The sequence below is a fragment of the Parabacteroides sp. Marseille-P3160 genome, from assembly GCF_900162725.1.
GTDB lineage: Bacteria > Bacteroidota > Bacteroidia > Bacteroidales > Tannerellaceae > Marseille-P3160.
Window position 1 is genome coordinate 4,710,148 of record NZ_LT799418.1, and the last position, 15,503, is coordinate 4,725,650.

General features: G+C 40.4%; 8 protein-coding genes. All 8 read right to left on the reverse strand.

The window, feature by feature from the left end:
• Nucleotides 1-43: 43 nt before the first annotated feature.
• The 8 genes from BQ8014_RS18725 to BQ8014_RS18765 all read right to left on the reverse strand — a co-directional run bounded on the left by BQ8014_RS18725 (nt 44) and on the right by BQ8014_RS18765 (nt 15,425).
• Entirely contained in the window at nt 44-1,492 is a 1,449-nt protein-coding gene (locus tag BQ8014_RS18725; protein WP_080905685.1) for a sialate O-acetylesterase, read from the reverse strand.
• Nucleotides 1,493-1,633: 141 nt separating this feature from the next.
• A complete protein-coding gene (locus BQ8014_RS18730) occupies nt 1,634-3,283 on the reverse strand; it encodes an alpha-L-rhamnosidase-related protein (RefSeq protein WP_080905686.1) in 1,650 nt (549 codons plus the stop codon).
• A 22-nt stretch (nt 3,284-3,305) separates the two neighbouring features.
• Entirely contained in the window at nt 3,306-4,616 is a 1,311-nt protein-coding gene (locus BQ8014_RS18735; protein ID WP_080905687.1) for a Gfo/Idh/MocA family protein, read from the reverse strand.
• A 596-nt stretch (nt 4,617-5,212) separates the two neighbouring features.
• Nucleotides 5,213-6,592: a DUF5018 domain-containing protein gene (locus BQ8014_RS18745; protein ID WP_080905689.1), complete on the reverse strand. Its 1,380-nt coding sequence runs from the start codon at nt 6,590-6,592 to the stop codon at nt 5,213-5,215.
• Nucleotides 6,593-6,657: 65 nt separating this feature from the next.
• The gene (locus BQ8014_RS18750; RefSeq protein ID WP_139785153.1) at nt 6,658-8,934 is read right to left on the reverse strand and encodes a DUF6259 domain-containing protein; all 2,277 of its coding nucleotides are present in this window, start codon (nt 8,932-8,934) and stop codon (nt 6,658-6,660) included.
• Between the two features lie 77 nt (nt 8,935-9,011).
• A complete protein-coding gene (locus BQ8014_RS18755) occupies nt 9,012-10,082 on the reverse strand; it encodes a DUF4855 domain-containing protein (RefSeq protein WP_080905691.1) in 1,071 nt (356 codons plus the stop codon).
• Between the two features lie 66 nt (nt 10,083-10,148).
• On the reverse strand, nt 10,149-11,981 hold the full coding sequence (locus BQ8014_RS18760) for a RagB/SusD family nutrient uptake outer membrane protein (protein WP_080905692.1): 1,833 nt from the start codon (nt 11,979-11,981) through the stop codon (nt 10,149-10,151).
• A gap of 18 nt (nt 11,982-11,999) precedes the next feature.
• Nucleotides 12,000-15,425, reverse strand: a complete 3,426-nt coding sequence (locus BQ8014_RS18765) for a TonB-dependent receptor (protein WP_080905693.1) — start codon at nt 15,423-15,425, stop codon at nt 12,000-12,002.
• Nucleotides 15,426-15,503 lie beyond the last annotated feature (78 nt).

The following is a 15,503-nucleotide window of genomic DNA, read 5'->3' on the forward strand; positions in this document are numbered from 1 at the left end:
CTCTATGAGAAGTCCCATGATGCGGGCGAAAAATATTTCTCCACTACTTATCGTCAGCATTCCTCCAGTCATCTGTCCGGAAAGGAGATGCCGGAAGACCGGCCGCATTATACAAGTTGCATAAAGGATTATCCCCCCAGGCGTAACGCACGGCGAGCGGATATTCTACATCCGGATGAGAAACGAGCACCTCATCGCCATCGATCGTCGCTTTCGCCCAATGGAATTGATGATCCGGGCCCGCAATGGCAAACCCCTGCAATTCCGAACCGCCTTTTGCCTGAAGAGCTCCGGAGGTTTGTTTGAATTGGATTCTGATCCGGTTTCCTTCAATCCGGTAAGCCTCATAAATCGGCCCGGAGTAAGGAATCGCCTTCCCGTAGGTCTGTGCGAGAGCCGCTAAAGCCAGCCGCCGCCCGACCTCTTGCTTGTTTTTCGGATGGATATCCTTGGCCTCTCCAATGTCAATCGTTACCGCCATCCCAGTCTTTTCCAGGGACAGCGTTTGCAATTGGGCCTCCCGAAGCTCCGCCCAATTGGACTCCTGCGGCTCCGTCTTTCTCTCCATATAATTCGCCAACTGGACAAAATAGAAGGGGAAATCCGTTTTCCATTGCTTTCTCCAATCGCGGATCATCAGAGGAAACAGCTCCCGGTATTGATAAGCACGCCCGGCATTCGCTTCCCCCTGATACCAAATCGCACCCTGGATAGCATAAGGGATAATCGGTTTTATCATCGCATTATATAAGACCGTGGGGCGGTTAGGGTTCTTCGCCTCCTTTTCCGTTGCCGGTTCGGCAAGCGTCTGAACGGCTGTTGCAAAATCAGGCATCTGTTCCAAAGACTTACCGCTGGTCCAAGCCTCAGCAATCGTTCCTCCCCAAGAGGTATTGATCAGACCAATCGGTATATTCAAATTCTTATTCAATTCCCGTCCGAAGAAATAAGCGACAGAGGAGAACTCGGCAACCGTTGCAGGACTACATGCCTGCCAACCCCCTCTTGTCTCCATTTCCTCCTTCGGCTGTACGGCAGTTGCTCTCTCGACATAAAGAAGCCGTATCTGCGGATAATTCGCCGCTGCAATTTCCTGTTCATAATTGAGCACTTTTCCCCAACCGGCTAAAGGCATCTCCATATTGGATTGCCCGGAGCATATCCAAACCTCCCCGATAAGGACGTTCCGAAGCGTCAGCTTTTTCCCATCCGAGATCGTGATCTCATATGGCCCGCCGGCATCCGGAGTCTTCACTTCCACCCGCCAGGTACTGTCTTTCGCCGCTACCACCTGATAAAGCCGTTGATCCCATGAAGTCTGAAGCGTCACCTTCTTTCCCGGGGAAGCCTTTCCCCAAATCGGCGCCTCCGCCCGTTGTTGCAACACCATATTATCCGTAAAAATACCCGGCAAACTAATCTTGGCTGATAAAGGGCAGGAGAAAACGGCCAAAAGAAAGAGGAGTAATAATCCCAAAGTAATTTTTTTCATACATGTATCATTTTTAAGTAAGTTCCTTTTTTATCTGCATTGCCTTGAAAAACCATTGGACAATCTTCCCCCAAAAGTCTATCATGCAAAAATAAACTAAATTTTAACATGTTCAGTAGTACAAGTGAACGTTCTATTATGCTATTGGAATATAGAAGGATGCTTCCGGATAAAATAAACCGGAGTACAACTCCATGCATGGCAATAACTATTCATCGGATAAAAGTTGTAAGGACTGATAATGTCATTATCCGGATCATAAGCTTCCCAAAAGGTATCCGCTCCTTTTTCAATCATTCCTCCCCAAAAATTCACTAAAGCTTCTTTGGCTTCCTTATCCATACCGCAATCGACCATCGACTGTATGTAATAATGATATAGATATGGCGTTCCCGGACGGCAAACATCCGCCGTTGAGGTCAATGCGCTGAGAGCCTGGCGGCCTTCAGCCTTGGAAGCGACTCCGCTTAAGATCATCCAAATCTGTGATGCATAAGATATTTGTTTGTTTTTTGTTCCGACAAAGAGCCCTCTCTTTTTATCATAGAAATTTTTATGGGCTGCTTGCTTCATTCTTTTCACGGATACAGGTAAATCCGCAACCTCTTTTTCTTTTCCAATCATTTTGGCCAATTCGTATGATTCAGCAAAAGCATATATCGAGACTCCTTGGAGGGCGACTTCTTTATACAAGTCACTTTTCCAATCAAAAAAGACCCACCATTCTTTGCAAACCCGCTCAAAATCCATCATACCATCTTTTTGCAAATATTGGCGGACAATGTCGAGTTGCCTTTTGGCAACCGGCCATAAATCCAATACGGTCTCCTGATCTCCGGTAGCAACCAGATAGTCTTTTAGGGTAACATTATACAATAGCGCATATTCAAAGAGAAATTGCTTCGCCTGGGGATGCGGCTGTGGACGTTCAAAAACGGTTGCATTCAAATACCCGTTCTCATCAGCAAGACCGGCTAATAGATATAAACACCGTTGAGTCAGGTTATATTGTTTATATGAATAATTGTTGGCCATTGATTCCAGATAGAGATCTCCAATCCATAGGCGCTGATCTCTTTTAGGACCGTCCTCATATACTGTTTGCATGCATTCTTTTAACGTATTCAATCCAGTCTTATCGATTTTTTGAATAATGGGTGATACAGTAGCAGGTAAAGATTCGGGTATCGTAGAAACCGACGTAACAGCTTTGCATTTCATATCCGAAATCGTAAACTCATAATTGGGAGCAGCAATCAGCTCTATTTTCACATATCTGAATGCCAGCCGGCGCGGGATAGTAATCGTATCGGGGACCGTCATCACAGTAACTATTTCATCCTGTAACCAGGCACGGCTCAGTCCGCCGGGATACGGATCGAATGGGGTAGCCAATTCTGCGGGGACTTCTCCAAAGGTAAACTTAAATCGGGCCGGAGCATCGGGGGTGGTTTGTAACGGGGCAACCGAAAAGGTAAAATAACCGGTCATGTGCTCTCCAAAATCGACAACAACCCCTGACTGTTCTTTGATGGGTGATTTATAAAATAGTTCCATAGAAGATCCCCGGACAGCTTTCCAGCCCTGAAAAGCTTGTTGGTCTTTTACGATATCGACTATATTCATCGGTTTCATATCCGTCTCCACTAATTTCGGAGTGTATTCATGGGCTTTCTCCAACCAATGACGCCGCTCTCCTGCAGTATAGAAATCCTGGGCATAAAGGGCCATGCCCATGGAAAAGAGAATTAATGCTAAATTTAATCTAATGGTCCTTTGTTTCTTATTCATTTCTAAGCAATTATTATCTATTTTACAATTGAGGAAATTTCCATGGGTTCCGATAAGTTGGTTTGATCAGTTTATCCGCCTCTTTGTTATTAAAAGTTTTTTTCAGGTCGTCATAGACTAATGAAGCGCCGACCCGAGCGGAAATATTACCCAAATGGGCATATTTTGCACATAAGCTTCCGTTATCAATCGTACAAGCCGTATCGAAATTACGGCTTTTCATGCAGGAAAGGAAATTAGCGACATGGTCTTTATGGTCTTGAAAATTCGGTAGGGAGTTTATCGCTTCTGCTTTATTTCCTTCCGGTATCACTTCCCAACTTTCCCGATTAGCAACTAAGGTTCCATTCGTTCCTTTAAATGCCAATCCATAATTACGACCGTAAGGACCGGTTTCCGTGCCAGCTACATTACTCCATTGAATAAGGAAATCATCATATTCATACACGACAGATAAGGTGTCAAACGTTTCCGGACTATTCTGAGGATAAGCAAATTTTCCACCCGCTCCTATCACTCGCTTCGGCATTCCTTTTACATTCATCCCCCACAAAGCCATATCGAGCAGATGCACTCCCCAATCGGTCAACAAGCCACCGCCATAATCCCAGAACATACGCCAGGAACCATGAAAACGCTCTTTGTTAAATGTCCGCTTGGGAGCAGGCCCCAACCACATATCAAAATCAACGCCTGCAGGGACCGGACTATCCGGTACGGGCAATGACAAGGCTCCGTAATTAAAATTCGCCCAAACTTCTACCCGAGCGATCTTTCCCAGTTTACCGCTATCTATATAGCGTTTCATTTCATGCCAATGATTTCCACTCCGCTGTTGTTGCCCGACCTGAACCACACGATTATATTTCTTGACTGCTGCAACCATTGCATCACATTCCGCAATTGAATTTGCAATGGGTTTTTCCACATACACGTCTTTTCCTGCTGCACAGGCATCCACTGTTTGCAGGCAATGCCAATGATCGGGTGTACCAATAATAACCGCATCAATATCTTTTCTATCCAATAGTTTCCTGTAGTCCCCATACAATTCGGGAGTTGTATTCCGCAGTTTTTTTATATCCCCCGCTCTACCATCTAAAACCTGTTTATCAATATCACAAAGGGCCACGCAATCCACTTCCGGATGGATAAGAAAATCCGAAAGATCACTCCAACCCATGTTCCGGCATCCGATTAAACCGACTCTGACCTTATCGTTAGCGCCCACCGGATGTGCAAATAGTTTATTATCTCCTAACATAGAGGGAATCGTTAATCCGGCAGCTATTGCTGAAGCCGATTGACGGAGGAATTTTCGTCTTGTTACCATAGTTTTTATTTTAAGATTAAAAATGACAATTAAACCCGCGCTTCAAGGAAAGACTGTTCTTCTTTTAACAGCCCTTCTTAGAAGTAAAAATGGGACTTCCCCAATTTGCCAAAATTTATTTGGCGCTAAGTTAGGATTATTATCGATATAAGTTTGTTTAATAGGCCAAAGATATATTTTCCTATAATAAAGAATAGCCTTTTTATGACTCTCATGGGAAAGTATCATTATTGTGATGGTCCTACCATCTAACATTTTAAAGAGGATCGCCGGATAAATTAGGCAGATAAAATTCGACAATAGCCCAATCCGGGCGGTTGTGGCTCTTGTTTCAACTATAGGTAGAGGTTGTCATTAAATTAATCACAAAAAATAAGGTACGACGAAGTTTTCTGAGGGGGTTCATCCTGTTTTTCACGAAATCGCCATACCAGGAGGCTGTCTAAAAAGCATTGCGCCGACCTGAAAATCCAGTGCACTCAATGAATTGATCCAGTACACTCATTTATAAAATCCAGTGCACTCATTTATGAAATTCAGTGCACTGGATTTTTTCCGTACAATTCACGACTTTTGAGACAGCCCTCAGACTGATGTTATTCGCTGATTAAAGAATAATCTGTCAACATATAGCAAGCTATGCCTTTCGATGTCATTAATGTATACACATAGACTACATCCAGAGTGGCTTTTCTTATGGCCACACCTCCTGTATTATTTCCATTGCCTTCCGTAGTAGAATTATATTCTATAATATCGGAAAATTTCACAATCGGATTACTTAAATCAGAAGGATCAATCACAAAGAATTTATATTTAAAATCACTTGTTATCGAAATTACGGATAAATAGTTCTTATTATTAAAGTTGAAATACAAAGCATGGAGAATGTTTCTGCCCCATCCGCCTTCAGGAAAGATGGCTGTCGAATTATTATTCTCATCCACATATTTTAATACTGTGCTCGGATTGCTTCCACTTGTATGGCCGCTATCGAAATAAAAATATGGATTTAAGGATAAAGCACTTATAGGGAGTACAAGGGAATAGCCAGCTTGGTTATAGTTTTCCATGTCTGTCTCTATAATCTCAGGTATCGGATCAACTATTCCGCCGGTAACTTTCCAACAATTCATTTTCTGGTTGTTATTGGCAGCATAATCGTCTCCTATTATAAATGCATTATTGTTTATATCTCCGACTACTGACATTTTGCGTCCAAACTGCGTATCTTTTCCTGATTGTAACGGATACGTCAATATCAGTGAGGGCGGCTGATCCAATGCCGTCCATTTATATACATAAAACACATTATTACTCCATGCAGATAGAGTTCCTCCTATTAAATTCCCTTCCGAATCATTGGTTAATATAAAAGGAACTTTTTGAGAATCAATAGGACCTACAATACCTTCCATATTAAGTGTACCGGTCCTATTACCTGTTTTACCGTCGAAGATAAGTCCGGTACGTGATAAAACAATATAGTCACCAAATGTAGCCACTGTGTTTTCAGTATTAGAGGTTAAACCCAATTCAGCCAAAGATTTGTACCATAGCAACCTGGCATAGCCTAATCCTTCGTTCAGCCTTTCATATTCTGCAGGCGCTACTGTCCAGACTTTTTGATTTCCGTCTTCTGCTGTTACTGTATATTGTACCTCCTTCGAAAAATCCTGACTTGCCGATCGATCTGGACTAACGGTTGCATAGGGCGATAACTTGAAGGAAGATGGCGTCAGATTTTTCAGTAAGTTAATATCGTAATCAGGAGATATTTCGATGGTTATGGTTCCTTTCTCCTCGTTTATAGTGCATAACAGTCCATTTAGGTTGAATTCCGTTATATCCGTTCCGGTTGCTTTTATGTCAGGAAGCTTGTACAAAGGATCTGAACAGGATATAGAAACTACAAATAGCAGGATATTGACTAATGCCAATCCCACCCATTTTTCACAAGTTTTTATACGTTCCATATGTTTTTAATATTAATTGATTTAGTAATAATAGTTAGATATTCTCTTTTTTGAAAATCATTATCTCATTCCTTTTCAGGGTTATTGTTAAGAGGATCAAGTTCTATGATACAAACACTCTTAGGAGATAATTTAAAATCAATATTGATCTCTCCTTTCCGATAAGAAATCAATTTTTTTCTTCCTTTTTCAGTGATTACAAAAACTTTCCCTGAGGGCGGAAGTCCATATGTATTGGCATTGACATGGAATTTTAGCGGGAATATTTCATCACTTATACTGGCCAATGCAATACCCACCATTCCATCGTCAGCTTTCCAAGCAGAAGAATAAATCAAAGGATATTTATTTTGTAATTCAGTCACCCTTTTTCCTTCCCGTCCGGCATAAATCGACAACTTGGAAATTTTCAGTTCTTTTTCGGGAAATTGCATTTCCGGTGCCCTTACGAATTCACCATGTAGCAAATACTTTAGTCCGCGTGCTCTGACTTTAGCTAATTTCATCAAATAATTAATCTCATCTTCCCTTTCTGTAGCCAAAAAGCTTTTGTAATTTGAAATCATTGGCTGTATTCCCCATGCAAAAGCTCTGGCCTGTTCCATAAGAAATTGTTCGTTAAATTCCTTATCTAAAAGTTGAAGTGTATCGGTCGGAGCAAATTTCTCAGGCCATAATTCGTCATACGGGGGTGTAAGCAGGGAAGAATAACTCCCATAAGAAATAGCATAAGGATGATAGACGGCTTGAAACAAGGGTATGGTTTCCCAACCTTCGATTCCTGCGTATCTCTCTTTACTTACCTGAAGGGTAAGAAACAGATCGAGATAGGGTAACCAATTTTCGCCGACTCCTTCACCCGACAGTACCGGTTTTTCTTCTCCTTTCGACTGAGAACGTATTTGCTCCGTTAGTTTTTCAAAATTCCTCACCCAGTAATTACCCCCTCCTAACGGATGCGTATGGGTAGAGTCAAAGCACATATAACTTAAACAGGCCTGATCCATGTAGATACCGGCGGCATGATAGTTATTGATGGCGCTATCTGCTAAAGAAGCATATTTATTTTTCCAGAAAGAAGTACCTAAGCACATCGTCGTCATTGCTTTTCCAGAAAAGATATTATAAACAGTCGTTATTTCTTTTCCATTTATATCTTTTACCGAATAACGGAATGCATTTTCTTTTTTCCAACTTTCGGTAGATGTTCCCCATTGTATCTGATTCATATATAGTAAAGGCCTTACACCTTGCTTCCTGGCGACTTCTACCTGTTTGATAAATGAAGCTTTACCCTCACGGGGAGGGAAATATTCCGGAAAACCGTCATCATAAGAACATCCATGCCACCAATGCCAAAGTACATTCACCGGTAATCCCAACCTTTTTTTCAGATCCATAGCGGGAGACAAGACTCCTTGCGACTTACCCCGGTTCCAAACCCATAAGGCGGTCTGTTCCGCCCATGACGGAACCAAGCCCCTTTTCAACCGACTTCTTTTAGACCATCCCTGAATGTTTGCCCATTGACGATAATGCTCGGCAGCAGTAATCCAATCTCCTTTAAAAGAACCTACTATGGCCTCATAAGCAGGCGAATATGCAGTAAGGGAAGGATCGAATTCCGGGAAATTATCAATTTGGTAAACCATATTATTCGAAGCATCCAGGCTTATGGCAAAGTTTTTCCGGTAAGACAAGGTGTCGTTACATGATGCATAAAAACCGACTTTATCAGGATTATACAGGGTGAGTAATTGCATGGACATGTGCCCCGGATAGGGCCAACTAAAATATTTCTGATTCGTATTCAAAAAGTAAGAACGCGGATTTTTCAAAAGGTATCCCATCCAACTGGCAACCGCCAGGTTCTCTTCTCCAAGATCTTTCAGGCCGGTGATCTTGGGAAAAATTACTTTCTCGATCTCCTCTCCTTTAATGCTGTTAAGAAATATTTTCCAGAAAGAAAACGATTGATCCTTTTCCAACCTTACAGACACCGTCACTTCAAAATCCGGGTTCTTAACTCCATGAAAATATTGCCAATGCAAAAGTAAAGTTGAAGCATCTGTTTTCTCAAAACTAAAATGCGAAGAAGATGTCATATCGACAGATACTATGCCCGAAGGACCTTGTAAGTTAACCTGCCAGGGAGATTCTACCTTACCAGGCGTTTCCAATAAAGACTGATGGTAAGACAAATCTTCGAACACCGCAAAAGTTCCGTTTTTTTTATCAAAACCTAATCTTATTTTTTCATTTTCTATGTATACGTTTTGATTCTGTTCACTGAGGTGAGCTGATACCGGAGCGGACAGGAAAACACTAATAAGTGCTACCACATAAAATGTAGTTTTTGGTTGTGTTATTCGCATAATCTTTTTCTAATTAGTTGCAATTCGACATTATTTGCCTATTGTTATCTCCTTAAGGATTTTTTTTGCTTCCGTTTACTGATATAGTTCGCAAGGATATCCATTAATTCTTTGTCCATCGGATTATCCGATTTATAGAAATTGTAGATACCATTTCCACCTTCATAATAGGCGATAGATGATTGTTCAAAAGTCCCATTCTTTTCGAAAGCTTTGATATAACTAACTAACCGGCTGCGCATATTAGCCTTGTTGTCGGCCATCGCACGGCTATCAAACTCCATTTCGACACCCATATTCATTTCCCGGGCAAAATCACATGCTTGATCAATGCGTTCGTCTCCGATTTTTGTATCAAAGAAATGATTCGGTTGAATCCAGGCAAAATCGAATTTATATTCTTTCCATTTATCATAACCCCTGGCTTTCCAATAGGGTATCCAATAAAATTTGAGCTTTTTAGAACGAATATAATCGCCAAGTGGTATCAATATGTCTGCACAACGGATGACATCTTCATCCACCCAATAAAAACCTGCCAATTTTAAGTTTTTATATTTTTGTTTTGTATACTGTTCTAAAAAACGGTCAATATACCACTTACCAGCCTCAATCCGGTCTTCTGTTTTAGAAAAATCCATGACTTTACCGTTGATCTCGCCCCAATCCTTTTGATCTGATATCGGAGAAGGGATACCTACTACCAATTTATGCTTGAATCCCGGCTTTCCCAGTATTTTGATTTGTTCTGTAATGCATTGATCTAAGGCGGAGAACGCTTTGTCTTTGGCGAATTGCCTACCTTGTAACCATTCCCATTCACCTCTACGTGCATTCTGCTTGTTATAACCAGGGGCGAAATTCCGTCCTTTACCATCAGTAAATTCCAGAAACAAAAAACCATCGAAAAGCCAATTTACATTTCCTTTCTGATCCTGATGAACCACATAAGGCAAAAACTGCTCTTTACTCCACTCCATTGGACGGTGTACCCCTCCTTGGTATATAAGGACAAGATCGGCAATATCGGTTTTACCATATTGATCTTGCGCTTGAGAAGGCAGTAGGAATCCAATTAGGAAGAAGATGATTAGAAAAAAAAATTTAATGTTCATTTCGAGTCGTTTTAATAAATCGATATACTTTAACCGAATTAGGTGGTACTTTATAGAAAAAGAATGTTACCATCCCGTATTTTGTACCAAATTCTTATTTGTATTTATTTCATCGAAAGGAATGGGCCATAAATTGAAGTATTCTTTGAATACCCGCGTTTGATAAACCGTACGTGCATAGAAACTCGGCGTTGTTGCAGCATTTTTTGTCGTACTGATATTCATTCCATAAAATTCTTTATTTAAGAGAGTTGTACCCATTTTCCACTGGGTTATATCGAAATAACGATGGCTCTCGCAGAAAAGTTCTACCTGACGTTCTTTTAAAATAGCCTTACGCATTGCCGTCTGATCCAGTGATGGGGAAAGGTCGGGTATCCCGGCTCGTTCTCTTACTAAATTTATGTATTTCAGGATATCGGGGTTACCGGGATTATATTCGTTTAAAGCCTCGGCATAGCTTAGATAGAATTCGGCTAAACGATATAGAACGACCGGACGATAAAGTACACTTTTGAAACTGGAAAAAGTAGGATCGACTTGTTTTCTAGGTGTATATCCCGTTTGATTGTGATACCAATTTCCACCCCATGATTGAAAATCAACAATTACTTTCGATTGCGGACACATCTGTCCGTTAAACATGACATCTACATAAAAACGAGGTTCACGATTGATATACATATTATAGGTCCCTTTGGGAGCAAGTAGGCCGGGGTAATCGGAGACATCTTCCCATTCGGTATTTGTTGCATAAAGATCGGTAGTCGAAAATCCGGTTTCGGAATAATCAGGATCTTCTTTAATATCCAATCCGTTTTTAGTAAAAAAAGCATCAATAGCTTCCTGCGTTATTGATAGGAACCCTAAAGCATTCCCATCGGTATAATCCGCACATGGCGGAGTACAAAAACTATCCCAATTAAAATTTTGATTCCCGTCGGTTCTTGCGAATATAATCTCCTTATTGTCAGCGTCAAAAAATGTATTAATCAATGACATGTACGGATCAATAGAACCATCGGCATTATATTCTTTATGCAAGTCGTAAACGCCCAGATCGAAAAGATCTTTGATCGCATCGGCCGCCCGTTTCCATTTTTCAACATTATAGGTCGCATTAAATAACGCCGTACCATCCGGATTCTTCACATCCTTCAAATCGCTATTCCCATTAAATAACGGACGTGCAGCATATAACAACATTCGGGCTCTCACTGCCAGAGCAGAACCTTTAGTCGGTTGGCCGTAATACCAGTTCTTATCATCAGCTTTGAGAGGTAGTGAGGCAGCTATATCTTTTAACTCGTTGTCAAGCCAGTCCACAATTTCATCATAGGGGGTACGCATAACATTCATGTCTTCAGTAAATGAAATCTCATCCAGAATAAGAGGTACCGATCCATAAACCTGTAACAGGTAGGCATAGTAATAAGCCCTCAAAAAACGAACTTCCAGTTTGGCATTATTCATATCTTCTTCATTAAAGTCATTTGTTGTATGTACATTATTTAAGAATAAATGTATTTGCCGTATAGCTGTATAGAAGTAAGTCCAATAATCGCAATAAGTGCTGGTTGGAGAACTGGAAGTCCAGTTTCCTTTTTGAATGGCGTCTGCCCAATAACTCGCGCCGAAGTTACTGGTATAATCCAATTCGTCCGACATGGCATTCCATCCTCCCTGACCAACAGGAGAGCCTCCATACGGATATCCTATGCTCAAATGATTAATAGGAATATATGAGTAACAATTTGCAATCCATCTTTTTATCGTTTTCGAATTGTCAAAAACGACTTCTTGGGTCAGCAATCCTTGCGGTACCTGGTCAAGGTAATCTTCACATGACGTAACCATTGAAAGAGCTACAATGAATGATATATAAAGTATTTTTTTCATGTTTGTAAGTTTTTCAGATTAAAAATTTATATCAATGCCCAAGGCTATAATTTTACTAATGGGGTATGACATCCCATCTGTAGAATTTAATTCCGGATCCCACAAATCTTTGAAAGATTTACTAAAGGTCAATAAGTTCGTCCCACGCAAATAGACTCTTGTCGGGATAATTTTATTTTTTGTTATATTTAGTTTAATATTATAACCGACTTCCACATTTTTCAGGCGGCAAAAACTGGCATCCCGTAACCACCAAGTGGATGGTTGTCTGTTGTTACTATTTGTACCTCCAGTATACAGACGTGGCCAGAATACATCCTGACGTGGATTATCCACTGTCCAGCGATCATCAATATTCGCATAGATGTTTCCTTGGATTCCGCTGGTTTCGGCCGGATAAAAGAAAGAGGAGTTTTTCCCCAACATGACAGAAGTGTTCTTAGCGCCTTGAAAAAGGAATCCTAAATCAAATTTCTTATATTGAATAGTAGCACCGAATCCATATACAATTTCCGGAATTGCAGAATAGCCAATGGCTATCTGGTCGTAATCATTTATCACCATATCTTTGTTAACATCGACATATTTAATGTCTCCTGGTTGGACTTTATTCATAAAAGCCGGCACAGGAATTTCTTCTTTTAAAGTTCCATCTCCATTAAAATCATCATCAGTATACAGCCCCTTGGCTATCAATCCAAAATATTGTCCGTACCGTTTTCCTGTTTGATTCTGGTAAGAATATATTGACTCTGGTTCATCCATTTCTTTTATTTTGTTCCGGGCAAAAGTAAATGAACCGTTTATCGACAAAAACAAAGATTTATTTATTTGCTTGTTAACAATCAGGCTTATATCAACTCCATGATTCGACATTTTACCCACATTGCCATAAGGCAAATTTTTGATCCCTGTCGTTGCAGGTATGGAGTTTCTTCTCATATAAATATCATTCCTGTTTTCCCAATAGTAATCAACATTAAGGTCAATCATATTCAACATCCCAAGCTCTATCCCCACATTGGTTTTTCTCGCTTTCTCCCATGACATATCCGTATCACCATATTCATTAACCCCGACGCCAGTCCAGGTGTATTTTCCATCGGCTCCCCATGAATATCCACTTAATCCCGTGGAAAAAAGAGTGAGATAACCAAAACGACGACTCGCTGAGATCTGATCATTTCCTACCAGCCCGGAAGAGGCTTTCAGCTTAAGTTTGTTCATGTATTTTTTTAATCCGTCTTTATAAAAAGGTTCTTGTGAGATATACCAACCGACGGCTAAAGAAGGGAAAAATCCATATCTTTTACCGGCAGCAAAATTTTCAGAACCGTTGTATCCGAAGTTACCTTCTATAAAATAACGTTCATCATAATTGTAGGTTAGTCGTCCTGCGATACCATTGTTCCGATAGGGTAGTGAGCCGACTTCGCTGCTTGCCGGAGCGATTCTTTCGCCACGTTGATTATAAAGAAGTAGAGCTGAAACATTATGCACTTTGTAAAATGTCCTCTGATAATTTAACTGGGCTTCCAGATAGGTACTTCTTGTACTGGCATTCGTTTCCCCGTTCAGACTTATATAATCTGTACCTTCCTCGCTTGATGTAAAAATTAAATTTCCATCCTCGTCCCGCCCTGTTGCATAATAAGTGGTCGGATTCTTTCCTAGAACCGTTGTTTGATTGTTATATGCATCAAACGAAAAAACGCCTTTCGCGCTCAAACCTTTGGTTATAAAGTCAAGCTTTTGCTGAAGTGAAATACTCGATTCAACCTGGTTTTCTTCATTCATCTGGTAACCCGAATGCGTAGAAGCCATCCATGGATTCCATTGAGAACCCTTCAAATGGGCGTACGAACCATCCGAATAAATTTTGGGATAACTGATCGGAGTTACGGCCGACGCCATTGTGAAAATAGTGGATAGATTATATCCCGGATTTCTTTTTTCTTTATAAAAACCGGCGAGGTTTAGCTGGAACAAAGTTGTTTTGCTCAAGTCGATATCTATGTTACTTCTGAAATTAAAACGGTCAAATTTTAATTCTGATTTTTTATCTTCCATTTCATCGGTTTTCAATATCCCATTTTGGTGTAAATATCCGCCGGATACATAATAACGAATATTTCTACCACCTCCGCTGATGTTCAGGTTTATTTTTTGATCTTGGGCAAAATCACGGAAAACCTCATTCATCCAGTCCACATTAGGATACAAATCAGGATCTTTCCCGGAGCTGGTTTGATCAATTGTTTCTTGCGAATATGTTTCGGGTATCCCGACATTCCGGCATGCTTCGTTGAAGATTTGCATATATTTTACCCCATCTACATAATCAACAAGTTTTACAGGAGCATTCAGATTACTTTCAAATCGAAACTGAATGCTGGGTTCACCGGTTGCACCTTTCTTTGTATTGATCAGGATTACCCCGTTCGCACCTTTTACCCCATAAATAGCAGTTGCGGTGGCATCTTTCAGAATTGAAAAAGATTCGATATCAAGCGGATCCACATCGTCAATGCTTCGTTCAATCCCATCTACCAATACCAAAGCTTGTTGTGAACCCGCATTGAATGTACTGACTCCCCTGATCCAAAAATCACTCTGATCACTACCTGGTTCTCCTGAACGTTGAACAGCTAGTACTCCGGCTAATTGTCCGGCCAGGTTATTACTTAAATTAGCATTCGATGTAATCAGTTTTTTAGGTTCTATGGTCGCAATAGAACCAATGATGCTGGCTTTCTTCTGAGTTCCATATCCGACGACCACGACTTCTTCTAATCCTTGTGTATCTTCCGATAAGATAACATCAATGGTTTTTTGATCATTCACTTTTATTTCTGAAGATCTAAATCCGACATAAGTGAATTTTAGTATAGAAGAACTTCCCGTTATATTTATTGTGTAGTTGCCATTTATGTCGGATACAGTAATGTTATTAGTGCCTACTTCTTGGATATTTACTCCTACTAAAGGCTCTCCGTTTCTGTCTTTAACTGTCCCAATTATTCGCCGGACCTGTTGATTTATTTGGGTAGGAGTTGGGACTTGTCTAACTAAAGCTGTTTTTTTGTAGATAATGATACTTTTTTCATCTATCTTATAAGAAAGATTATTTCCTGTAAGAACACGATCAAGTACTGTGGCGATATTCTGGGCATCCGCATGGATTGATATTTTTTGGTTTAAATTGACTTCTTCATTTCGATACCAGAATGAATATTCGCTTTGCGCTTTTATAGCATCAAAAACTTCTTCCAAGGTCGCGTCTTCCATGTTCAATGAAATTTTAGTGACTTGCGAATAGCTGATAGATGCAGAGGCACAATAAATGGACAAAAGACAAAACAAGGCTGACAATCTCATAATAGTAAGGATTTTACCAAGCATTGAATTAGGCGTGATCCGCCTACGATTTGAAAATAATTTCATATCTTTGTATTGATTTTAGGTTATTAAATTGTGTTGTGACAATGTAGACTTAAAGTCTTTCTAAAACGGAAAATGCGG

Coding starts and splice junctions, on each gene's coding strand:
- BQ8014_RS18730 (WP_080905686.1), bottom strand. CDS start 3,283: ATGAATAAGAAACAAAGGACCATTAGATTAAATTTAGCATTAATTCTC.
- BQ8014_RS18760 (WP_080905692.1), bottom strand. CDS start 11,981: ATGAAAAAAATACTTTATATATCATTCATTGTAGCTCTTTCAATGGTT.
- BQ8014_RS18765 (WP_080905693.1), bottom strand. CDS start 15,425: ATGAAATTATTTTCAAATCGTAGGCGGATCACGCCTAATTCAATGCTT.
- BQ8014_RS18755 (WP_080905691.1), bottom strand. CDS start 10,082: ATGAACATTAAATTTTTTTTTCTAATCATCTTCTTCCTAATTGGATTC.
- BQ8014_RS18745 (WP_080905689.1), bottom strand. CDS start 6,592: ATGGAACGTATAAAAACTTGTGAAAAATGGGTGGGATTGGCATTAGTC.
- BQ8014_RS18725 (WP_080905685.1), bottom strand. CDS start 1,492: ATGAAAAAAATTACTTTGGGATTATTACTCCTCTTTCTTTTGGCCGTT.
- BQ8014_RS18735 (WP_080905687.1), bottom strand. CDS start 4,616: ATGGTAACAAGACGAAAATTCCTCCGTCAATCGGCTTCAGCAATAGCT.